The sequence below is a fragment of the Nonomuraea sp. NPDC050733 genome (assembly GCF_040654215.1).
Classification (GTDB): Bacteria; Actinomycetota; Actinomycetes; order Streptosporangiales; family Streptosporangiaceae; genus Nonomuraea.
The window spans coordinates 46351-69319 of record NZ_JBFAHO010000015.1 but is presented as its reverse complement, the minus strand read 5'-3'; the positions used below and the strand labels follow the sequence as shown (position 1 = coordinate 69319).

At 74.3% G+C, this 22969-nt stretch carries 16 protein-coding genes; 9 read left to right on the top strand and 7 right to left on the bottom strand.

Going from position 1 to position 22969, the window contains the following annotated elements:
- Nucleotides 1–50: 50 nt before the first annotated feature.
- The 6 genes from AB0H64_RS23595 to AB0H64_RS23570 all read right to left on the bottom strand — a co-directional run bounded on the left by AB0H64_RS23595 (nucleotide 51) and on the right by AB0H64_RS23570 (nucleotide 9756).
- A complete protein-coding gene (locus AB0H64_RS23595) occupies nucleotides 51–2036 on the bottom strand; it encodes a prolyl oligopeptidase family serine peptidase (RefSeq protein WP_357628089.1) in 1986 nt (661 codons plus the stop codon).
- Entirely contained in the window at nucleotides 2033–3751 is a 1719-nt protein-coding gene (locus AB0H64_RS23590) for an ABC transporter ATP-binding protein (protein ID WP_357628087.1), read from the bottom strand. The genes AB0H64_RS23595 and AB0H64_RS23590 overlap by 4 nt, the downstream gene beginning before the upstream one ends.
- Nucleotides 3748–5574, bottom strand: a complete 1827-nt coding sequence (locus AB0H64_RS23585; protein ID WP_357628084.1) for an ABC transporter ATP-binding protein — start codon at nucleotides 5572–5574, stop codon at nucleotides 3748–3750. The genes AB0H64_RS23590 and AB0H64_RS23585 overlap by 4 nt, the downstream gene beginning before the upstream one ends.
- Before the next feature lie 135 nt (nucleotides 5575–5709).
- Complete coding sequence (locus AB0H64_RS23580; RefSeq protein WP_175595241.1) at nucleotides 5710–5841, bottom strand: SapB/AmfS family lanthipeptide; 132 nt, start codon at nucleotides 5839–5841, stop codon at nucleotides 5710–5712.
- A gap of 3 nt (nucleotides 5842–5844) precedes the next feature.
- Complete coding sequence (gene lanKC, locus AB0H64_RS23575) at nucleotides 5845–8445, bottom strand: class III lanthionine synthetase LanKC (RefSeq protein WP_357628080.1); 2601 nt, start codon at nucleotides 8443–8445, stop codon at nucleotides 5845–5847.
- Nucleotides 8446–8562: 117 nt separating this feature from the next.
- A complete protein-coding gene (locus tag AB0H64_RS23570; protein ID WP_357628077.1) occupies nucleotides 8563–9756 on the bottom strand; it encodes a histidine kinase in 1194 nt (397 codons plus the stop codon).
- A gap of 193 nt (nucleotides 9757–9949) precedes the next feature.
- Between AB0H64_RS23570 and AB0H64_RS23565 the strand changes: the two genes are divergently transcribed.
- The 6 genes from AB0H64_RS23565 to AB0H64_RS23540 all read left to right on the top strand — a co-directional run bounded on the left by AB0H64_RS23565 (nucleotide 9950) and on the right by AB0H64_RS23540 (nucleotide 18601).
- On the top strand, nucleotides 9950–10918 hold the full coding sequence (locus AB0H64_RS23565) for an aldo/keto reductase (protein WP_357628073.1): 969 nt from the start codon (nucleotides 9950–9952) through the stop codon (nucleotides 10916–10918).
- A 75-nt stretch (nucleotides 10919–10993) separates the two neighbouring features.
- A complete protein-coding gene (gene polX / locus AB0H64_RS23560) occupies nucleotides 10994–12676 on the top strand; it encodes a DNA polymerase/3'-5' exonuclease PolX (protein ID WP_357628071.1) in 1683 nt (560 codons plus the stop codon).
- A gap of 73 nt (nucleotides 12677–12749) precedes the next feature.
- Nucleotides 12750–13712, top strand: coding sequence for an MBL fold metallo-hydrolase (locus AB0H64_RS23555; RefSeq protein WP_357628068.1), 963 nt, complete (start codon nucleotides 12750–12752; stop codon nucleotides 13710–13712).
- A 6-nt stretch (nucleotides 13713–13718) separates the two neighbouring features.
- Nucleotides 13719–15449, top strand: coding sequence for an FAD-dependent monooxygenase (locus AB0H64_RS23550; protein ID WP_357628066.1), 1731 nt, complete (start codon nucleotides 13719–13721; stop codon nucleotides 15447–15449).
- Between the two features lie 313 nt (nucleotides 15450–15762).
- Nucleotides 15763–16809, top strand: coding sequence for a sulfite oxidase (locus AB0H64_RS23545; RefSeq protein ID WP_357628064.1), 1047 nt, complete (start codon nucleotides 15763–15765; stop codon nucleotides 16807–16809).
- Nucleotides 16810–16951: 142 nt separating this feature from the next.
- On the top strand, nucleotides 16952–18601 hold the full coding sequence (locus AB0H64_RS23540) for a wax ester/triacylglycerol synthase domain-containing protein (protein WP_357628061.1): 1650 nt from the start codon (nucleotides 16952–16954) through the stop codon (nucleotides 18599–18601).
- Nucleotides 18602–18700: 99 nt separating this feature from the next.
- On the opposite strand, the gene AB0H64_RS23535 is transcribed toward AB0H64_RS23540, so the two are convergent.
- Nucleotides 18701–19243, bottom strand: a complete 543-nt coding sequence (locus AB0H64_RS23535) for a TetR/AcrR family transcriptional regulator (protein ID WP_357628058.1) — start codon at nucleotides 19241–19243, stop codon at nucleotides 18701–18703.
- A gap of 178 nt (nucleotides 19244–19421) precedes the next feature.
- On the opposite strand from AB0H64_RS23535, the gene AB0H64_RS23530 reads away from it, so the two are divergent.
- From AB0H64_RS23530 to AB0H64_RS23520, 3 genes are all read left to right on the top strand, one after another.
- Nucleotides 19422–20060, top strand: a complete 639-nt coding sequence (locus tag AB0H64_RS23530; RefSeq protein ID WP_357628055.1) for a hypothetical protein — start codon at nucleotides 19422–19424, stop codon at nucleotides 20058–20060.
- A 122-nt stretch (nucleotides 20061–20182) separates the two neighbouring features.
- On the top strand, nucleotides 20183–21079 hold the full coding sequence (locus AB0H64_RS23525) for an aldo/keto reductase (protein ID WP_357628052.1): 897 nt from the start codon (nucleotides 20183–20185) through the stop codon (nucleotides 21077–21079).
- A 225-nt stretch (nucleotides 21080–21304) separates the two neighbouring features.
- Entirely contained in the window at nucleotides 21305–22804 is a 1500-nt protein-coding gene (locus AB0H64_RS23520; RefSeq protein ID WP_357628050.1) for a cytochrome P450, read from the top strand.
- Nucleotides 22805–22969: the final 165 nt, after the last annotated feature.

Sequence of the window (22969 nt, the reverse complement as noted above, 5' to 3'; positions counted from 1 at the left end):
CCCGGCGGCCCGGGTCTCAGGCCGCCTGACCCCCGAAGGCGGCCCGGGGATCAGGGGGCCGTCAGGCCGGTGTGCGCGGCGGCGAAGGCCAGGACGTCCGCGGCCAGGGTGATGGAGCGGCTCACCGCGCGGGCGCCGTGGCCGACGTCCGGCTCGTGGCGCAGCAGCACCGGCCCCTCCCCCGAGGTCGCCCACTGCAGCGCGGCGCACATCTTGCGGGCGTGCATGGGGTCCACCCGCGAGTCACCGCCCGAGACGGTGAACAGCGTCGCGGGGTACGCCGTCCCTTCGCGTACGTGGTGGTAGGGCGAGTAGCCGAGCAGCCAGGCGAGCTGCTCCGGGTCGGCGGCCGAGCCGTACTCCGGCGCCCAGGAGGGCCCGAGGCCGGAGCGTTCGTAGCGGACCATGTCGAGCAGGCCCGCCGAGCACACCACGGCGGCGAACAGCCCGGGGCGGCGCGTCAGGACCGCGCCGACGAGCAGGCCGCCGTTCGACTCGCCCCAGGCGGCCAGGCGGCCAGGCTCCGTCCAGCCGTCGGCGACGAGCTTGCCGGCGGCGGCCTCGAAGTCGGCGAAGACGTTCGGCTTGCGGTCGAGCATCCCGTCGCGGTGCCAGGACTCCCCCTCCTCGCCGCCGCCGCGCAGGTGCGCGACGGCGAGGACCCCGCCCGCCTCCACCCAGGCACGCGAGTCGGCGGCGTACGCGGGCGTCAGCGGCACACCGAACCCCCCGTACCCCGTCAGGATCGCCGGCCGTGGCCCGTCACGTCCGGGCAGGGCGGAGACGACCATGCGCACGCGCGTGCCGTCGGCGGAGGCGTACTCGACGTGGTGGCTCTCCACCTCCGTGAACGGCACGTGCCCCGGCGCGGTCGCCCAGCGGGCCACGGCGCCGTCGCGGGCGTCGTAGCGCCAGACCTCGCCGGGCGTGACGGCGTCGGTGTAGCCGAACCACGCCTCGTGCCCGCCGTCGGGCCGGGACGTCAACGCCGTGACCGTGCCGCTGCCCGGCAGGGGCACCTCCGCCAGCCACTCCCCCGTGGCGGCGTCGTGGACGCCGATCTCGCCGACGGCGTGGCGGGTGCGCGCGACGAGCAGCCGGCCGCCGTCCAGGACGGTGAACGCGCCGAGGACCGCCGCGCCGTCCTCCGGGACGAGCTCCTTCCAGGCGGACGGATCCTCCGTGCCGGCGACGCACAGCCTGCGGCGCGGGGCGTCCAGGTCGGTCAGGACGTACAGGCGGCCGTCGGGGCCGACGGCCGCCTCCGTGCGGGCGTCCCGCTCGCGGCCTTCCTCGTGGACGGGGCGCGGGTCGAGCCGGGCGGGGTCGCCGGCGGACAGGTCGGCCAGCCAGGCGCCGTTGCCGGCCCGGGTGCCCGCGGTGATCGTCAGCCACCGGCCGTCGCCGCTGGTCTGCAGGCCGTACGCGACGGGGCCGCGGGTGAGCACCTCCACGTCGGCCGGGTCGCCGAGGCGGTGCAGGTAGACACCCTGCCGGAAGCGGACGTAGTAGAAGCCGGCGCCGCCGGGGAGCCAGGCGACGGGCGAGTAGCGGCAGCCGCCGATCGGCCCGTCCACCGGCTCGCCGGTGGTCAGGTCGAGGACGTACAGCTCCGCGCGCTCGTCGCCGCGCCGCGAGAGCTGGTACGCCACCAGGCGGCCGTCGTGGTCCGGCTGCCAGCCGTCGAGCGTGGTGAGCCCGGAGGGGTCCAGGCGGGCGGGGTCGAGCACCGGCCGGTCGTCGAGGTGGAGCACCGGGTGCTCCTGACCGGCGGACTGCGACAGGTGGAAGCGGCGCTCGCCGCGCCACAGCGGCGGGGTCACCATGCCGACGGCGCTCAGCTCCACCAGGCGCGCCTCGAACCGGTCGCGCAGCGGCAGGCCGGCGGCGTGCTCGCGCCACAGCCGGTCCTGGGCCTGCTGCCACGCGCGGGTCTCGGGGGCGGCGGGGTCCTCCAGCCAGCGGTACGGGTCCGGGACGGGGTGGCCGTGGAGGTGGTCGACGAGGGACAGCCGCCGTGCTTGCGGGTATTTCATGACACGGGCTCCGGTTGCCAGTGGCCGACCAGGTCGGCGTACAGGGGGGCGGTGCGGACGAGCTCGTCGTGGGAGCCGGAGCGCACGTCCGGCCCGTCCATGAGCAGGACGCGGCCGGCGCGCCGCGCGGAGGTGATGCGGTGCGCGACGACGACGAGCGTGCCGCCGCGCCGGGCGAACGCCCGCTCCACCCGCGCCTCGGCGGCGGGGTCCAGGTGCGCCGTGGCCTCGTCCAGGACGACCAGGCGGGCGGGCGACAGGTAGGCGCGGACGAGGGCGACGAGCTGGCGCCCGCCGGCGGACAGGGCGGCGGGGTCGAGCGGCGCGTCGTACCCGCCGGCCGCCCGGACGAGGTCCTCCGCGCCGAGCGCCGCCGCGGCCTCCTCCAGCTCGCGCGCTCCGGCGCCGGGACGGAGGTAGGTGAGATTCTCGCGGAGGGTGCCGCGGAAGACGTACGCCTCCTGGGGGATCAGGACCCGGGCGGACGGGTCGAGGGACGCGGCCGGGACCCCGCCGACCAGCGCCTCCCCCGCGTCCGGCCGCAGCAGGCCGCTGATCAGGGCCGCCAGCGTGGACTTGCCCGCCCCGCTGGGCCCGACGACCGCCAGGTGCTCCCCTTCCGGCACGCGCAGGTCGAGGCCGGCCACGACGGGCGCCGAGTGCGGGCCGTACGCGAAGGTGACGCCGCACAGCCGGACCTCGGCGCTCGCGGGCAGCAGCAGCGGGGCGGCGGGCCGCCCGGCCGGGGCGGCGCCGGCGATCCGCTCCAGCGTCGCCGCCAGCCGCACGCCGCTCACGCCGAGGCCCTGCACGAGCCCGCCGAGGGCGGGCGCGAGGGACTGGGTCACGTACGCCAGCGCCCCCACGACGACGCCCGCGCCGGCCCCGTCGCGCAGCAGCCAGGGCGTGCCGGCGAGGACCAGCAGGACGGGCAGCCAGCCGCCGACGGCCAGCGCGGCCGTGCGGACGGCGGTGACGCGGGCCAGGGCGCGGGCGGCGCCGGCCTGCTCCGCGACGCGCACCGCCAGCCGGTCGCCCTCCCGCTCCTCCGCTCCGCAGGCGGTGATGTCGCGCAGCCCGCCCATCGTCGCCGTCATCGCCTCGGCCAGCCGCTCGTCGGCGACCAGGAACTCCCGCTGCCTGCGGGCCAGCGCCGGCAACGACACCAGGAACAGCCCCAGCCCCGCCGCGAACGGCGGCAGCACCAGCGCCGCCGCGCCCGGCGCCAGCGTGAGCAGCCCGAGCACGACGCTGAGCACGGTGAACGCGAAACCCCGCACGGTCGTCACCACCGCGGCGAACGCGTCCCTGGCCAGCTCCACCTGGAGTCCGGCCCGGGTGACGGCGGCGCTGTCCCGCCGCGCGCCGGCGGTGGCGGCGGCCCGCCGTACCGCGCCGTGCACGACACGGGCCAGCAGGTCGTCGCGGAACGGCTCGGCGACGGCGGCGACGGCCAGCACGATCTGGCGCGCGGCCACGGCGGCGACCAGCCACGACACTCCGAGCGCGGCGAGCCACAGGAGACCGGTGCCGGGGCGGCCCGCCGCGAAGCCGTCCTCGATGGCGCGGGCGACGGCGTGCCCGATGAGGAACGCGGGCGCGGCCTCCAGCACCGACCAGCCGCCGATGCGCGCCAGCTGGTACGGCTTTCGCCGCAGCGCCCGCCAGAGCAGCCGGCTCGCCGTTCCCTCGCGTCCGGCCGTGCGCGGGGTCATGGGGCGGCCTCCTGGAAGACGGCGCGGTAGGCCGGGTCCCGCCAGAGGCCGGCGTGGGTTCCCACGGCGCGCACGGCGCCGCCCTCCAGCCAGACGACCTGGTCGGCGCCGGCGGCGGTGGCGAGCCGGTGGGCGGCGACGAGCCGGGTACGGCCGGCGGGGTCGGCGGTGAGGGCCCGGCCGACCTGGCGCTCGGTGACGGTGTCGAGGCTGCTGGTGGCGTCGTCCAGGACGAGCAGGCGTCCGGCCTGGGCGAAGGCGCGGGCCAGGCCGATCCGCTGCCGCTCGCCGCCGGACAGGGGCGCCTCGGGGAGCGGGGTGGCGTACCCCCGGGGCAGCCGCCTGACGAAGCCGTCGGCCCTGGCCGCCATGGCCGCCGCGACGACGGCGTCCGACGCGGGGCCTTCCCGGGAGGCGGCGGGGAGGCCGAGGGCGATGGCGTCCCCCATCGTGTCGCCGACGAGGACGGGGCGGTCGAAGGCGCAGCCGATCGCGCGCCGCAGCTCGTCGCGGGTCAGCTCGGGCAGCGGCACGCCGTCCAGCAGGATCGTCCCGCGTTCGGGGTCGGTGAGGCGGGCCGCGAGGGCGGCGAGCAGCGACTTGCCCGATCCCGAGCGGCCCACGACGGCCGTCACGGAGCCGCCGGGCACGACGAGGTCACCCACGGTCAGCCCGTCCGCGGCCACGCCACGGAACTCCAGCGTGCCCTCCTGGGCGCCAGGGCCGGCGGCGGGAAGCGGGCGGGTGCGGGGCCCATGGCCGGTGGCCGGAAGCGGACGAGCGCGGGGCTCATGACCGGTGGCGGGAAGCGGGCGGGTGCCGTGGGCGGGGCGGGGGACGGTGAGGAGGGCGGCCAGGCGGGCGCCCGCCGAGCGGGCCCTGGCCAGGGCGCCGATCAGTCCCAGCCCGGTGCTGAGCGCCGTGCCCAGCACCGCGTACCTCGCCGCCGCGTACAGCTCCCCCACGGTCAGCTCTCCCGACGCGAGCAGGAAGCCGCCCGCCGCCAGCACCGCCACCTCGGCCAGCGGCACGACGAGTCCGGCGCGCACCCCGGCCGAGGCGTTGGCGCGCCACAGGGCCAGGCCGTGCCGGCGCAGCGCCTCCAGGGGGGCGAGGACACGGGCGGCCTCACGGTCGGCGGTGCCGGCCGCCGCGATGGTGCGGGCGCCGTCCAGCGCGCCGACGAGCCGGGCGGCGATCTCGCCCTGTGCCTCCTGGTAGCCGCCCGCGAGAGCCGTGGTCGTACGGAGGAACGCGCGTAACACCAGCAGGACGAGGACGATCCCGGCGGCCAGGGCGGCGGTCAGGACGGGATGGATGAGCGTGAGCGCCACGAGGGCGCCCGCCGTGGGCACGAGCAGCGCGAGCGCGCCGGTGATCGTCTCGGGGGCGCGGCCGGCCTCCTCGGCGTTGAGTCCGGCGCGGGTGACCAGCTCCCCCTCCGGGAAGCGGCGGGTCGCGACGGGCCCGGCCCCCAGCACGTGGCGCAGGACCCGGAGGCGGAGCCCGGCCGCGGCGCGGGCGCCGCTCGCGCCGCGCGCCCACACGCCGACGCTCTCGCAGAGCATGACGCAGGCGACCAGCGCGGCGCAGGCGACGAGCCAGCCGCCGGCGCCCGAGGCGAACGGCTGCGGGCCGCCGCCGGAGAGGGAGCCGGTGAGGGAGCCGGAGAGGGAGCCGGTGAAGGCGTCGACGGTCCTGCCCGCCGCGTACGGCAGGGCCAGCTCGCCGGCCGCTCCGGCGACGGCCGTGACGGCCAGCACCACGGGCCAGGGCCCGCCGCGCCGTACCGCGTCCATCACCAGCCGGTCTCCGGCCCGCACGTCCACCTCCGCGTCTCACAGGTCATGCGGTCTCACAGGTCATGCGGTCCCACAAGTCATGCGGTCCCACAGGTCGTGCACAGGCGAATCCCCGCGCCGACGAGACGGCGGCGCGGGGATCTCGGATGCCGCCGGTCAGTGGCAGACCGCGACACTCAGGTTGCTGGGGGCGCCGGAGTGGCAGCCCAGCACGGTGAGCGTGGAGCCGCCGCTGGCGACGTCGCTGCTCGCCGGGGACTCGAGTCCCTGCAGGTCGAGGAGAACCATGGTTTACACCTCCTTCCGCGTGTCGGGGTGACGGGGCCGCCCTTGCGGGGCCGGCTCCAGGAAGGGCAGGTGCACAGGCTGCTCGCCCAGCACCGAACCGAGCGCGAACAGGACACCGGCGGTGCCCGTCGCGAAGTCCATCGAGAGCCGCAGCAGCCGGTCGCCGGGGAAGGCGAGGCCGCCGGCGAACGGCAGCGCGTGCCACCGCAGCCCCTCGACCAGCCGGTCGGCGAACGGGTCGCGGTCCGGGAGCGCGGCGATGATCCCGGCCCGGCCGGTGAACAGCCCCGGCTGGACGTAGTAGCCGGCGCGGCCGGCGGCCCGCAGGCGGGACAGCGCGTCGGCGAGGCCGGGGTCGTCGCGGTGGCCGAGGTGGCGGGCGAGGACCAGGGCGATGCCGGCCGATCCCTCGTCGAGGTACGGCAGGAGCCGCCAGCCCTGGTTCACCTGGAGCGAGCCGTCCTGGGAGGTGGCGCAGCGGCGGAGGTCCTGCCGGAGCGCGGTGTCGGCCAGGTCGAGCAGCGCCGTGTCGCCGGTGTGCTCGTAGGCGTGCAGGAACAGCAGGGCGGGGCCGCTGGAGCCGTGCATGAGGCCGGCTCTCGGGTGGTCGCCCCCGCTGGTCTCGGGGACGTCACCGGGGCCGCCGAGCCGGTCGGCGCAGATGTCGGCGGCGCGCAGGGCGGCCCGGACGAGTTCGGGCTCGTCATGGCGGCGCCCGAGGTGGAGGAGGTTCAGCCCGATGCCGGCCAGGCCGGAGGAGAGAGCGGATTCGAGGCCGTCCCACTTCTCGCGTAAGCAGACGCCGGCCAGGTCGAGGGCGTCCTGGCGGCGGCCGAGCCGGTCGAGGGCGTACGCGACGCCGTGCAGGCCGTCGTACAGGCCGAGCCCCGACCCCTGGGCGGGCCGCAGGGCGCGCTCGCGCAGCCATTCCTCGTAGGCGGGGTACCGGCCGGCGCCGGTCGCCGCGAGCGCGTACAGGACGCCGGCGGCGCCGTGGGCGAGGTTGAGGCCGCCGCCGGGGCGGAACTGGGCCACGTCGCCGGGGAACAGCCGGTCGTCCCTTTCCGGGGTGGCGGAGGCGGTGATGGCCCGGCACATCGCGTCGCGCAGCTCGGGCCAGGAGGCGCGTCCCGGCATGGGCGTGCCGTCCGGCCCCGGACCGGCGGGCGCCGCGTCGCGGGGAACGGGCAGGGTGTCGCCGAGGATGGTGGCCGCGGCGGCGCGGACCATGTCCGCCGTCCCCGGGAAGCTCTCCGCGACCATCTCCGCGACCTGGAGGATCTTCGGCCGGTGCAGCGGCAGCATGATGGTGCACTGCGGGGCGAACAGGGCGAACCTGAGGCACGCCATCGCGTACCGGTCGACGTCCACGCCCTGCCGGTCCGGCGGCGCGGCGAAGGCGGGGTGGGCCAGCGCGGCCCGCGCGCCGTCGTCGGCGAGCGAGGCGACCTCGTAGTCGATCAGCACCACGCGCCCGTCCTCGGTGAGCAGCACGTTGTCCGGGTGCAGGTCTCCGAAGACGACGCCGCGGGCGTGCAGCGCCTCGATGGCGGCCTCGACCCGGTCCAGCGTGGCGAGCGCCCAGCGGGTGTACTCGGCGAGGTCCTCGGCCCGGCAGGTGGCGCGGGTGAGCGGGTAGCGGTGGACGAGGCGGCGCTGGAGCGGCGTGCCGTCGACGAACTCCATCGCGATGAAGTGGTGCTCGCCGAGCGTGAAGTGGTCGCGCAGCGCGGGCGCCGCGTCGAGGCCGGACAGGCGTTCCAGCATGTCGCGCTCGTGCGTGAGCCGGGTGACGGCGTCGCGCCCGGCGGCGTCGAGGCCGGCGTGCGGACGCGCCTCCTTCAGCACCAGCCGCTCGCCGGTGGGGAGGTGGCGCGCCAGGTAGACGCCGCCGCCGTTGGAGAAGTGCAGGACCTGCTCGATCTCGTACGGCAGGCCGGTCGTGGTGACCGCGTTGCGGGCGGCAAGGTGGGACTCCAGGAAGGCGGGCAGGGTCGTCCACGGCGGCACGGTGAACGTGGCCCCGCGCACGTCCGGCACGAGCCGGCCGTCGCCGTCCTCGACCGCCGGCACCCGCTCGCCGCCGCCGGACAGGCAGTGCCGCTCGGCGAACCCGCCGTAGCGCACGTAGAGCGGGCCCTCGCCGTACCTGAGGTCGCTGAGGACGTACGGGCCCTGGACGCCGCGCAGCAGTTCGTGCAGCTCCTTGAGGGCGAGTTCGAGTTGCGCCTCGTCACGCGGGTAGATGGTCACGAGTTTCCCGCTGGAGGCGCGGGAGGCGGCCTTGGAATTGACCATCACGTGCACGGCCGGGCCGCGCAGGAATTTGAACGCCATTCCGCGGGGAACGCAGTAATCCCATACGGCGGCTATGGCGCGCTCGGCGTCGTCGAGGCGGGCGGAGACGTGGATCTTCCAGCCCTGCCGGGGCAGCGGGGGCTGGCCGGCGGCGGCGTAGTAGCACCAGGTTCCGGTGACCATGTGGACCCAGCCCTCGGGGAGCGGTCTGCGCAGCAGGGAGAAGCCGGCCTCCTCGGCGTCGGTGTGGCCGAGGGTGTCGTAGAAACGGCTGTCCGCCAGGCAGTACAGCTCGTACTGGTCCATCTGGCGCTCCCTCCCAGTGCGGTCTGGAGTAAGACTGACGTTCCGGGTGGGTTTGCGGCTAGTAACACACAACATCGCTAATTTGGTACAAATATAATTGCATTGGTGCGTTTTTCATCATTGGCCGGTTATACGGTCATGATTGGTCCGGGGAATGAAGACCGAGAAGGCGAATTCGCTCCCGCGGGCGTCCGTCTCCAGCCAGCCGCCGAGCCCCGCGAGCCGCTCCGTCATGTTCCCGAGCCCGTGCCCGCCGCCCTGAGACAAGCCGCCCTGAGACAAGCCGCTGTGAGACAAGCCGCTGTGAGACAAGCCGCTGTGAGACCCGCCACCGTGAGACACGCCACCGTGCAGCCCGAGGTGGTGGCCGTTCCCGTGACGCCGCACCGGGCGGGCGCCGTCGTTCCTGATCGACAGGGTGATGAGCCGGTCCTGCTCGTCCAGCCGGATCACGCACCGCCGCGCGGCGGCGTGCCGCAGGATGTTCGTCACACCCTCACGCAGGACGTGGACCAGCGCCTCGGCCACGTCCCCCGGCAGGTCACGGCACGACACCCGGACGTCGCAGCGGACCCCCACCGACTCCAGCAGGGCGCGCGCCGACGCCACCTCACCCTCCAGCGACGCGTGACCCCCGCCGTGGGCGACGGAGCGCACGTCGGAGGCGAGGGCGCGCAGCAGCACCAGGGTCTCCCCCACCTCCGCCTCCGCCTTGGGGTCACCCTCGTGGACCAGCCGCTCGACGAGCTGCGCCTTCAGCACCAGGGCGGTCAGCCGGTGCCCCACCAGGTCGTGCAGGTCGCGGGTGAAGCGCCGGCGCTCCAGGGCGACGGCCCGGCCGATGACGTCGTTGCGGGCGGCCGCCAGCCAGTGAGCCCGCCCCGCGAGCGTCACCACGGCGTACTCCGCCAGCCCCAGCACCGGCGCGCCCACCGCCCAGCCCGAGTGGGCCAGCGCGCCCGGCGGCGCCCACAGCAGCACCGGGCCGCAGGCCGCGGCGAGGGCCACCAACACCGCCGACCGGACGCGGTACGCGGTCACGAGCAGCGCGCCCGACAGCAGCCCGCACACGGGCGTCCACGCCGCCCCGAACCACGGCATCGGCAGGTACGTCAGCCACGCCTGCGCGCCGACCAGCCACCACCCGCCCTCACGGCGCGCCAGCACCCCCAGCACGAACCGCGCGTGCACGGCCAGCAGCGCCATCAGCAGCACCGCACCGACGGGCGCCGTCAGAGCGGACTGGACGGGCACCGTGAGAGCCGCCAGCCCGGCCGTCACCGCGACGCGGCCCAGCCACAACGGGGACATGGGGGTGACGACCATCGAGCGCAAGCGCGCCGCGAACCCGTTCTCTGTGCAGTACACCCGCCCCCCGCTTGCCGCCCGGTCCGCCCCTCCCTCTAATCGACCCGATCGGCCGACGCCTGTAAAGCGGATGGCCTGCTTCGGACACCACCATGCCGTAACCCAGCACAAACATGCCGGTCATAGGGTTGAACCCATGGAATACACGCGACTCGGCAACACCGGGCTGAAGGTCTCCCGTATCTGCCTTGGCATGATGAGCTACGGCGATCCCGCCAAGATGGAGTGGACTCTCACCGAGGAGCAGGCGGAGCCGCTGGTGCGCCGCGCGGCCGACGCCGGTGTGACGTTCTTCGACACGGCGGACGTCTACAGCGGCGGCGAGAGCGAGGTCGTCACCGGCAACCTGCTGCGCAAGATCTTCCCCCGGCGCGAGGACTACGTGCTGGCGACCAAGGTCTACTTCCCCATGGGCAAGGGGCACAACGACCGCGGCCTGTCGCGCAAGCACATCCACGCCTCGATCGACGACTCCCTGCGGCGGCTCGGCACCGACCACGTGGACCTCTACCAGATCCACCGCTGGGACGACGAGACGCCCATCGAGGAGACGATGGAGGCGCTGCACGACGTGGTCAAGGCCGGCAAGGCCCGCTACATCGGCGCCTCCTCGATGTGGGCGTGGCAGTTCGCCAAGGCTCAGCACGTCGCCGAGGTCAACGGGTGGACCCGGTTCGTGTCGATGCAGCCGCACTACAACCTCCTCTACCGCGAGGAGGAGCGCGAGATGCTGCCGCTCTGCGCCGACCAGGGCGTGGGCGTCATCCCGTGGAGCCCGCTGGCGCGCGGCGTGCTCGCCCGCGCCGGCCAGGACTCCGCCACCGCGCGGGCGGGCTCCGACCCGCGCATCGACTCCCTGTACGAGCCGGACGACGACCAGATCGTCATCGACCGGGTGGCGCGGATCGCCAAGGAGCGGGACCTGCCTCCCGCACAGGTCGCGCTCGCCTGGGTGCTCCAGCAGCCGGCGGTGACGGCCCCGATCGTGGGCGCCACCAAGGAGCGGCACGTGGACGACGCGGTCGCCGCGGTGGACGTCAGACTGTCGGAGGAGGAGCTCACCTCCCTCACCGAGCCGTACCGGCCGCGCGTGGTCCGCTTCTGACGGTCGTACACCCGCTCCCGGCGGCGTCCGCCGGGCGGGGCCGGAAGTGTCGGTGGCGGCTTCTAAGCTTTGGCCATGGCACGTGCTAACGAGGAAGCGGCGGCGGCGCTGCAGGAGTACGCCGAGCTGTTCGCGCTGACCGGCGGTGACGCCTTCCGGGTGCGCAGCTACCAGAAGGCCGCCAAGGCCATCGCCGGCTTCCCCGAGGACATCTCGGCGACCGACGTGCGCGGCGTCCCCGGCGTCGGCGAGGCGATCGCGAAGAAGATGGAGGAGTTCCTGCTGCGCGGGAGCTTCCGCCAGCTCGACGACCTGCGCGGGCGGGTGCCCGAAGGGGTCCGGCGGCTGACGCGGGTGCCGTCGCTGGGGCCGAAGACCGCGATCATGCTGTTCGAGGACTTCGGCATCGACTCCCCCGCCGCGCTGGGCGAGGCGATCGCGGCGGGCCGGCTCGACGGCGTCAAGGGCCTCGGCGCCAAGACCCTGGCCAACCTCGCCAAGGGCGTCGAGCAGATCGAGCAGGCGGGCCGCCGGGTCCACATCGGCGTCGCCATGTCGCTGGCCGAGCAGGTGATGGCGTCCCTGACGGCCGAGCGCGTCGCCTACGCCGGGTCGCTGCGCCGCATGAAGGACACGATCGGCGACATCGACATCCTCGCCGTGGCGCCCGAGTCCATCATGGAGGAGTTCCGGGCACAACCCTACGTCGCGGAGGTGATCGCGGCCGGCGACAAGAAGACGTCGATCCGCACCACCTCCGGCGTGCAGATCGACCTGCGGGTGGTGCCCGCGGGCTCGTGGGGCGCCGCCCTGCAGTACTTCACCGGCTCCAAGGAGCACAACGTCGCGATCCGCGAGATGGCGGTCAAGAAGGGCTGGAAGCTGTCGGAGTACGGCCTGTTCGAGGGCGAGCGGGTGATCGCCGCCGAGGCCGAGGAGGACATCTACGCCGCGCTCGGCATGCAGTACGTCCCGCCGCCCATGCGCGAGGACGGGGGCGAGGTGCGGGCGGCGCTGCGCGGCGAGCTGCCCGACCTGGTCCAGCTGGCGGACCTGCGCGGCGACCTGCACACCCACACCGACCTGACCGACGGCATCGCCTCGCTGGAGGACATGGTGGCCGCCGCCGAGGCGCGCGGCTACTCCTACTACGCGGTCACCGACCACGCGCCCGACCTGGCCATGCAGCGCATGACCCTCGACAAGGCGCTGGAGCAGCGCGAGCGGCTGGCCAAGCTGCAGGAGCGGCACCCGGGCATGCGGCTGCTGCACGGCAGCGAGCTCAACATCGCGCCCGACGGCTCGGTCGACTGGCCCGCCGAGGTGCTGCGGGAGTTCGACGTGTGCGTGGCCTCCGTCCACTCCCACTTCGGCATGCCGCGCGACGAGATGACCCGCCGCTTCATCGCCGCCTGCGAGAACCCGTACGTCGACATCATCGGTCACCCCACCACCCGTAAGATCGGCAAGCGTGACCCGGTCGACGCCGACTGGGACGCGATCTTCCGCGCCGCCGCCCGCACGGGCACGGCCATGGAGATCGACTCCTACCCCGACCGCTCCGACCTGCCGGCCGACCTGGTGCGGCTGGCCAGGCACCACGGGGTGAAGTTCTCCATCGACAGCGACTCCCACGCCATCCCGCACCTGGCCCACCAGCGGTTCGGCGTCGGCATCGCGCAGCGGGCCTGGCTCACCACCGACGACGTCATCAACACCTGGCCACTGGAGCGGCTCCGGGCTTTCCTGCGGCCCTGACGCCTTACCGGGTTTCCCGGGGCTCCCGGCGTAAGGTGGGAGGGACCCTGTCCTTGCGGCGTGTGGGGGGCTCATGACGGCGAAGGCATTCGCCTCGTCGGCCGACCTGGCCGACCAGCGGCAGACCCTGGACGTGCTGGCCGACGGCGTGTACGCGTTCACCGCCGAGGGCGACCCCAACGCCGGCGCGATCGAGGGCGAGGACTTCCTCGTCTGCTTCGAGGCACTGGCGACACCCGTGGCGGCGCGTGAGTGGCTGGCCCGGCTGCGCGAGCACACCGACAAGCCGGTGCGCTACCTCGTGCTGTCGCACTACCACGCCGTGCGGGTGCTGGGCGCGAGCGCGTTCGGCGCCGACGTCGTCGTGGCGCACGACAAGACGCGGGAGCTGATCGCCGAGCGCGGCGAGGAGGACTGGGAGTCGGAGCTCGGGCGGATGCCGCGCCTGTTCAAGGAGCCTGACAGCATCCCCGGGCTGACGTGGCCGACGCTGACGTTCTCCGACCGGCTCACGATCGACCTCGGCGGCGGGCGGGGCGACCTGGTGCTGTGGCACTGCGGGCGCGGCCACACCGAGGGCGATCTGGTGGCCTGGCTGCCCGAGCGGCGCATCCTGTTCGCCGGCGACCTGGTGGAGGCCCAGGCCGCCCTCTACACCGGCGACGCCTTCCACCGCGACTGGGCCACCGGCACGCTCGACCGGATCGCCGGGCTCGGCGCCGAGACGCTGGTCGGCGGGCGCGGCGCGGTCGCCTGGGGGCGGGAGGCGGTGGACGCGGCCATCGCGCAGACCCGGATGTTCCTGGAGGTCATGATCGGCGAGGTGGGCGCCGTGCGCGACGCGGGCGGGACGCTCAGGCAGGCGTTCGAGGCGGTGCGGGAGCGGCTCGCGCCCCGGTTCGGCGGGTGGCCGATCTTCGAGCACTGCCTGCCGTTCGACGTGTCGCGGCTGTGGGACGAGCTGTCCGGCGTCGAACGCCCGCGCGTCTGGACGGCGGCCCGCGACCGCGAGGTCTGGGCCCTCCTCCAGGGCTGAGCGACGATGCCGGCAGACCCGTTCCCCGGCCCGCCGCCGGCCGGGCCGCTTCCCGTGGTCGTGATCGGGGCGGGACCGGTGGGGCAGACGGCGGCGCTGCTGCTGGCCCGCTGGGGGCTGCCCGTCGTCGTCCTGGACCGGCGTCCCGGCCGCGAGCCCGCCGGATCGAGGTCGATCTGCCAGCAGCGGGACGTGCTCGACGTGTGGGAGGCGGCCGGCTGCGGCGCCATCACCGCCGAGGGGCTGACCTGGACCACCGCGCGCACCTACTACCAGGGCCGGGAGCTGTTCGCCTGGAGTTTCGACCCGGGCCGCTCGCCGCTGCCGCCGTTCGTGAACATCTCACAGGCCCGCACCGAGGAGCTGCTGGACGAGCGGATCGCCGCCACGCCGCTGATCGACGTGCGGTGGGGGCACGAGGTGGTCGCCTTCCCGCCCGACCCGGACGGGGTGACGGTGCGGTGCGCGAACGGCGCCGAGGTGCGGGGGTCGCACGCGGTCGCCTGCGCCGGCGCCCACGGCCGGCTGGTACGGGACGCGCTGGGGGTGTCGTTCGACGGGGAGACGTTCGACGAGCGGTTCCTCATCTGCGACGTCCGCGCCGAACTGCCCGGCTGGGAGCGGGAGCGCCGCTTCCACTTCGACCCCGCCTGGAACCCCGGCCGCCAGGTCCTCGTCCATCCGTGCCCGGGATCGACGTACCGCATCGACTGGCAGGTGCCGCCGGACTTCGACCTCGCGGCCGAGGAGGCGTCGGGCGGGCTGGACCGGCGGATCCGGCAGGTCGTGGGCGAGCGGCCGTACGAGCTGATGTGGCGGACCGTGTACCGGTTCCACTCGCGGGTGGCGGACCGGATGCGGGTGGGGCGGGTGCTGCTGGCGGGCGACTGCGCGCACCTGGTGGCGCCGTTCGGCGCCCGCGGGCTGAACTCCGGGGTGCCGGACGCGGAGAACGCCGCGTGGAAGATCGCCTTCGTACGGTACGGGTGGGCGCCGGAGGAGTTGCTGGCGACGTACGAGATGGAGCGGCGTGCGGCGGCGCTGGAGAACCTGGAGGTGACGGCGGCGACGATGCGCTTCCTGGCGCCGCGCACCGAGGCCGGGTGGGCACGCCGCCGCGAGATCCTCGACCGCGCCGCCTCGGCCCGGCCCGCTGTGGGGGCGGTGGCCGGGGAGGCCGGGGAAGGCGGTGGCGGCGCGGAAGGTAGCGGCGAGGAGACCGGTGACGCGCGAGCGGCGACGGGCGCAGCGGACGGGGAGACTGTCGCGGCGGTGGCGGCGGTGGATTCGGGGCGGTTCGCGGAGCCGTTCTGGTATCTCGACTCGCCGCTGACGACGCCCGCTCCCGGGCGGACGTTCACCGGACGGCCGGCGAGGGGCGAGTCCCCCTCCCCGGTCCCCGGCGTGATCGTGCCCGACGCGCCCGTGTCCGTCCAGGGACGGCCGGAGGTGACCAGGTTTCGGCAGGTGTGCCGTGACGGATTGCTCGTGCTGCTCACCGAGGGGCTCGACCGTGAGGCGCTCGGCACGGCGGTGGTCCGCGCGGTCCGGGCGCCGGTCACGGTGCTGGCCCTGGACGAGATCGACCCGGGCGGCGACGTGCGCAAGGCGCTGGAGGCGAGGCCGGGCGAGGTGTGGCTCATCCGGCCGGACGCTCACATCGCCGCCGTCCTCACCGAACCGACCCTGCCCGCCCTGACCCGCGCCACCCGTCGCGCCCTCGGCCACCCGTCGTAACCCGGTTTCGGGAGAAGCCCGGCTCGCTACCCCCGGGCCCGGCGGGAGGCTCGGCTCGGCACCCACGGTGGGCCTGCCCGAGTCGGTCATGGCGGCGTTGCGCGACGAGGAGTCGGAGCTGCACCGGAGCCGGCGCGGCGCCTGCTGTCCCTCGCCATGACGGGTATATCCCAGGGGGAGGAACCGCCGACGAGGGCCCGCTGACGACCCTCGCCATGACCGAGCCGTTACGGGACGGCAAGTGGATCGGAGCCGGTCAGTATGATTACATGGTTTTCCAGTAGGAAATAAAGATTACGGAGGTGGTGGCCCCGTGAAGCAGGCCGTGACAACGATCGTCAAGCCGTTGCCGGACCACCTGTTCCGGCTGCACGACGGCAACGCGGAGATGCGCTGGGAAGCCATGGCCGGCACGGGCTACCACACGCCGACCGACCGGTTCTTCGTGCGCAACCACACCGTCACCCCGCTGATCGACGCCTCCACGTGGCGGCTGCGGCTGCACGGCCCCGGCGTGCGATGTCCCGGCTCGTACACCTATCCGCAGCTGCTCGCCATGCCCTCGCGGACCATCGACACCGCGATCGAGTGCGCCGGGAACGGGAGGAGCCTCTACGACACCCAGCAGCGCGAGCCGGCCCCCGGGGCGCAGTGGGGGCTCGGCGCGATCGGGGTGGCGCGCTGGCGCGGCGTGCCCCTGTCGTACCTCCTGCGCGAGGCCGGCCTGCGGCCCGAGGCCGTGGACGTGGTGGCGCGGGGGCTGGACGCGCCGTTCGAGGACCACGGCCGGGTACGCAGGCCGCTGCCCGCCGGCAAGGCCATGGACGACGTGATCGTCGCCTACGCAATGAACGGCGAACCGCTTCCGCCCGATCACGGATTTCCGGCGCGGCTGGTGGTTCCGGGATGGGCGGGAATTGCGTCGATCAAATGGCTCGGCGATCTGGAGGTCGCCACCGAGGAGATCTTCACCCCCTGGAACACCCTGTTCTACCGCGATATCACCACACAGCCGATCAAGAGCGCTTTCGAGCTCCCCTGGGACGCCGTGCTCCCCCTCGGCGTCCCCCACACCCTGCACGGCCGGTCATGGTCGGGGCGCGGCCGGATCACCCGCGTGGAGGTGAGCCTCGACGGGGGCCGTAGCTGGCGTCCGGCCCAGCATCACGGCCGTCTCCTGGTCAGCGCCTGGCTGCCGTGGCATGTCCAGTGGGCTCCCCGCACCCCCGGGCGGCACGTCCTCATGGCGCGCGCCACCGACGAGACCGGCGCGACACAGCCCCTGGTCACTCCGCGTCACCCCTTCGGCTATCACTTCGACGCCGTCGTGCAACACCCGATTCATGTTGTCAGCAGATAGGAAAATGTCACCGATCCATGCTGAGCTGCGCATTCCCGAATGGTCTGTCCGGGTACGTTGAATTCATCTGAAAGACTCGCGCGGAAACCCATCCGAAATCGGTCCGTGTGACGCTGACCACACGAGACCACAAGGAGTCCAGATGCGCCAGTTGACCGCCCTCGACGCGCAGTTCCTCAACGTCGAGTCCGCGACCACCGCCGCGCACGTGGCGGGGCTGGCCATCCTCGATCCGGCGGACGGCGCGGTCAGCCGCGACGCCCTGGCCGAGCTGCTCCTCGAACGCGTCCACCTGTCCCCCGCCCTCAGCCTCCGGATCGCGCCGGTGCCGTTCGGCCTCGACCATCCGTACTGGGCGGCGGATCCCGGGTTCGACCTCGGCAACCACCTGTTCGAGACCGCGCTGCCGGACCCCGGCGACCAGCGGCGGCTCGCCGACGAGGTGGCGCGCATCCACGCCCGGCGGCTCGACCGGGCCCACCCGCTGTGGGAGATGCACCTCATCCACGGGCTGGCGGGTGGGCTGGTGGCGGTGTACACGAAGGTGCACCACGCGGCCATCGACGGCGTCTCGGGCGCGGAGACGCTCGCCGCCCTCCTCGACCTCGCCCCGGGCGACCGGCGCCGCCCGGCCGCCGGCGCCTCGCGGGCTGCCTCGTCCGGGGGTGCGGCACGGCCTGCCACGGCCAGGGCGGGTACGGGCGGTGGCGCGGCGCGGGCGGCGTCGTCAGGTGCGACGCTGCGGGCCGTCCCCACCGTCGTCCCGTTGACCGGCTCCGAGGAGACCTGCCGCACTCCGCCCGGAGAGACTCCCGCCCCGGCCGCCCGCCCCCTCCCCGCGGCGTCGAACGCCGGTCAGGAAGGCGGGGAGGAGCCCGGCCTGGCGCGGATGCTGGCCGGCGCCGCCGTGCGGTCCGCCACGCAACCCGTTCGCGCCGTGCAGGCCGCCATCCGCGCCGTCGGCGACCTCGACGCGATCCCCCTGGTCTCCAGGGTCCCGGGCGCCGGGCTGATCGCCAGGGCGGCCAGGCTCGTGGCAGGGGACCGGCACGACCGGCCGGAGGTTCCCAGGCTGGTGGCCCCGCGCACCCCGTTCAACGGGCCGGTCAGCGCCGAGCGGCGCGTGTCGTTCGGCTCGGTCCCGCTCAAGGACGTCAAGAGCGTCGCCAAGGCCAACGGCATCAGCGTCAACGACGTCGTCATGACCCTGTGCGCCTCCGCGCTGCGGGCGTGGCTGGTGGAGCGGGACGCGCTGCCCGCGCAGCCGCTGGTCGCCGCCGTCCCCGTCGCGGTCCGTACGGGGGGTGCCCGCCGGCTCGTCGGCAACCAGATCTCGGCGATGGTCGCCCCCCTCCCCACGCACCTCGCCGGCGCCCGAGACCGGCTGCGCGAGACGGGGGCCGCGATGCGGGCGGCCAAGCGCCGGTTCGCCGAGGCCCCGGCCTCCTGGCCGGCGGACCTGTGCGCGCTGCTGCCCGCCCCGCTCACGAGCCTGGCGACGCCCGCGCTGTTCCGGCTGGCGTCGGTGGCGTTCCCGCCCATCAACATCATCATCAGCAACGTGCCCGGCCCGCAGTTCCCGTTGTACCTGTGCGGGGGGCGGGTGCTGTCGTACTACCCGCTGTCGGTGGTGTCCGACGTGAGCGGCGGCCTCAACATCACCTGCTTCTCGTACGACGGCATGCTGGACTTCGGCGTCGTCGCCTGCCCGGAGCGCGCGGACGACGTGTGGGGCATGCTCGACCACCTGCGGGCGGCGCTCGACGAGCTGCTGGCGCTCGACGCCGGCTGACACCACAGCCCCGCGCCGCGACCCGGCACCGCGAGCCCGCACCGCGACCCCGGCACCGCGCCGGACCAGGGCCGGACCAGGCCCGGACCAGGGCCGGGGTCAGGCCAGCGAGTGGCCGATGAGCTCGGCCACGGCGTCCGGGTCGAGCTGGTGGCCGGTGAGCTGGCAGAGCGTCTCCTGGTACAGCAGGACGGCGGCGAACGTGGCCGCCGCCACCTCCAGCCGCGCCGCGTCGCCGCGCGCGCCCGGCAGCGCCAGCTCCAGCGCGAACCTGGCGCGCCGGATCAGCTCCCCGTTCAGGCGGCCGAGCCGCTCCCGCACGGAGCCGTGGGTGTCGGCCTCGCGGAACAGGATGCGCCGCATCGCCGGTGAGGCCCGCAGCGGCAGCCCGCGCGCCAGCCGGGACAGCGTGCCGGCCGGGTCGCCGGGGACCGCGTCGACGTCGCGCCCCTCCTCCACGATCGTCCGCTCGTCCACCAGCGCCACCAGCACGTCGATCTTGCGCGGGAAGTAGTGGAAGACCAGTCCCTTCGGCACCTGGGCCAGCCGGGCGATGACGGAGGTGGGGGTGGCCTCGTAGCCGCCTCCGGCGAACAGCTCCTCCGCCGCGTCCAGGATGCGCTTGCGCGCGTCACCGCTCACCACAGCCGCACCTTAAGCCTCGGCCCGGCCGCCCCGCCATCCCGCCGGAGGGAGACCCTTGTCGTGAGACGACCACGTACTGCTTGCGACAATTAGACGACCTGGAGGCCGGCGGGCCCGCTGGTCACGCTGGAGCCCTGGGCGACTGACGTCCGACCGGCGACGTACCGTGGTCATTGTGAGCTTAGAGGCATGGGCTGCCGTCGCGGCCGCAGCCATTGCGGCCGTCGCGCTCTACTTCTCCGCAACAGCAGCCATCGCGGCCAAGAGGTCTGCCAGGGAGGCTGCGGCCATCGCGAAGGTGGAGGTGGAACGGCGGGAGGAGGAACGCGAACGCCGCCACGACGAACTCGCGCCGCTACTCCCCGGCGAGATCGAGACCTACATCGCGACCGAACACGGCTGGGTCGGCCCGGGGAACGCACGTCGGTACCTGTGGGGCATCCTGACGCTCTCCCGCGACTACACCATTGCCATACAGACAGCCGGGGACTGGCTCGGCCCGCGTGAGGTCTATGACGTCGAGGCGGGAACCCCACGCCGCGTCAAGCTCTATCCCCTTGGGCCGGGCATCACCAACCACACAGAGGTGCAGATCCGCTTCTGGCCGCCAAGGGCACCGCACTCCTCCGGTCCGCCGACGACACCCACGTGGCAGTGCTACTGCCGACGACCCGAACGTCCGCCCGACCGCGACGACGGGCGTATAAGGAAGCGTCCCTTTGTATTTGTGGGCCGAGGGCATTGGGAGAAGTATGTGCGGCTCGCGCTGCCGCCGGAACTTCACAGCGAACACAAGCCAGCCCCGGCGGACTGACGTCCGGCCGGGGCTCCGACCCGTCCACCCCTGGGGTTACCTGACGATCAGGCAAGCCTCACGCACCCGGCGGCAGGGGGGCGGCCACGGGCCGTCGTGGAGGCGGGCGGGATACTGGGTCGATGCGAGTGATAGGCGACACGGATCTGTCCGTCTTCCCGATAGCCCTCGGCACCAACGTCTTCGGCTGGACCGCCGGCAAGGAGGACGCGTTCGCGGTCCTCGACGCCTACGTGGAGGGCGGCGGCAACTTCATCGACACCGCCGACGTCTACCCGTACTGGGCCACCGGCGAGCCGACGTCCGAGATCATGATCGGCGAGTGGCTGGAGGCGCGCGGCAACCGCGAGTCCGTCGTGCTGGCGACCAAGGTCGGCATGCTGGAGGGCGTCAAGGGTCTGGCCCCGGACACCGTCCGCACCGCGGTCGAGGGGTCGCTGCGCCGGCTGCGCACCGACTACATCGACCTCTACTGGGCGCACGTGGACGACAGGGACACGCCGCTCGCCGAGACGCTCGGCGCGTTCGACGCGCTGGTGCGCGAGGGCAAGGTCCGGCACGTCGGCGCCTCCAACTACGAGGCCGACCGGCTGGCCGAGGCGCTGAAGGTGTCCGACGACGCGGGCCTGACCCGTTACGTGGCGCTCCAGCAGCAGTACAACCTGGTGGAGCGCGACTACGAGGGCGACCTGCGGGACGTGGTGGCCCGGGAGGGGCTGTCCAGCACGCCGTGGTCGTCACTGGCGCGCGGCTTCCTGACCGGCAAGTACCGCCCCGGGGTCACCGTCGACAGTCCCAGGGCGAAGGGGGCCGGCGAGTACCTGAGCACGGAGCGGGGGCCGCGCACCGTCGAGGCGCTCGTCCGGGTGGCCTCGGCGCGCGGTACCGAGCCCGCGTCGGTGGCGCTGGCCTGGCTGGCCGCGCAGCCCACGGTCGCGGCGCCGATCGCCAGCGCCCGCAACGTGGCGCAGCTCCGGCCGCTGCTGGAGGCCGCCGCGCTCAAGCTGGGCGCCGACTAGCTGCGCCTGCTGGACGAGGCCTCCCGCCCCTGAGCCGGCGACCCCGCCGCGGCGAGCGCCCATGCGTGAGCCGGCGGGCGGCAGCGCCGTCGTTATCTCATCTTGATCAAAAATCATGATCATGTGATACTTGACGCGCCCCGTTTCCCGAACAAGACAGCGCTTCTCAGCGCAGGATGCTTGAGCCCGCAGCCGCAGATCAGGACCGACGTAGGGAACGCCGTCATGCCGCTTGCCACGGACCCCACCGTGTCCAAGCCACGCGTCCTTCCCTTCTACCGCGTGGTCCCGCGGCTCCTCAGGGACCCCGTCACCGAGCTGGCCCGGATGGGCGTGGAAGCCGCCGGCGAGGTCGTCCGGCTCGACATCGGACCGTTCCGGCCGTACCTGGTGTCCCATCCTGACCACGTCCGGCAGGTGCTGGAGACGCGGGCGACCGGCTTCGCGCGCGAGGGCGTGTTCTGGCGCCCGCTGCCCGGCGGCGCCGGGCGGGGCGTCCTCGGGGACGGCGACGGCTGGGCGTCCGGCCGGGAGATCCTCCAGCCGCTGCTCACCGCCTCCGGGGCCGCGTCGCCGGCCGCGGACATCGCCGGCGTCGTCGCCGGGCGCATCACCGCGCTGGACGAGGACGCGCGCGGCGGCCGGCTCGTCGACGCCGCTCACCTGATGGCCACGATCACCGACCAGGTCCTCGTCAGGGTGCTGTTCGGCGAAGGCGTCCCGCCGCGGGCGGGCGAGCGGGAGGCGGGCGAGCGGCTGCTGCCGGCGCTCGCCGCCTGCGCCACGGCCGCCGGGGTCCGCCTGCCGTTCCCGTTCGTGCCGTACGCGATGCGGGCGCCCGGCGACCGCGCGTTCCTGGACGCCGCGCGCAGGATCGACGACGTCGTGCGCCCGCTCATCGAGGAGGTCCGCGCGGCGGGCCACCGGGGCGGCGACCTTGCCGGGCGGCCGGACGCGGTGGTCGCGACCCTGATCAGGGCCAGGATCGGCGGGGACGGCGCGGACGTCACGGCGCGGGTGCGCGACGACCTGGTCGGCGTCTACGGCGCCGCCGCCGAGACCACGGCGACGGCGCTGACCTGGCTGTGGCCGCTGCTGCACGACCATCCCGAGGTGAACGCGCGGCTGCGCGACGAGATCGAGTGGGTCGTGGGCGACGGCCCGGTACGGCCCCGCCACGCCCAGGAGCTGACGTACCTGCGGATGGTGCTCCAGGAGCTGCTGCGCGTCCATCCGCCGGCCTGGATCATCCCCCGGCAGGCGGTGCGGGACACGGAGATCGGCGGCGTCCCGATCGCGGAGGGCTCGCAGGTGCTGGTCAGCCCGTGCACGACGCACCGGCTGGCGGAGTTCTGGGAGCGGCCGGCGGAGTTCGACCCGGAGCGCTGGGCGCCCGAGCGCCACGGGCGGCGGCACCCCTACGCCTACGTCCCGTTCGGCGCGGGGTCGCACGGGTGCCCGGGGCAGGACCTGTTCCACCTGCAGGCGGCGCTCGTGGTGGCCGGCCTGGTCGGCAGGTACCAGCCGGAGCTGGCCAACCCGCAGCGCTTCACGCCCGTTCCGGGAGCCGTCGTACGGCCCAGGGAGGCGCCGCTGCTGCGGCTGCTCCCGGGCGCGCGGGACGAGGAGCCCCGGAACGGCGCCTGGCCGGCGACCGTCCCGCTGCCCGCCATCGGCGGCGGTCCGGCGCACGACTGGACGTGGCCGATGGGCGGAGGCGCGTGAGCGCCGCCCGGCGTCCTCCCGGGATTCCGTGCCGGTGAGGCCGCGAAACCCGGCCCTTCGCACGGATAAATGACTAAAAGTCGCTACAAGAACGGATATGTTGGCTCAAATCACCTTGGTAACTTGAGCCATGATCAGGCCCTTGCTAAGGTCCCGAGGATGTCA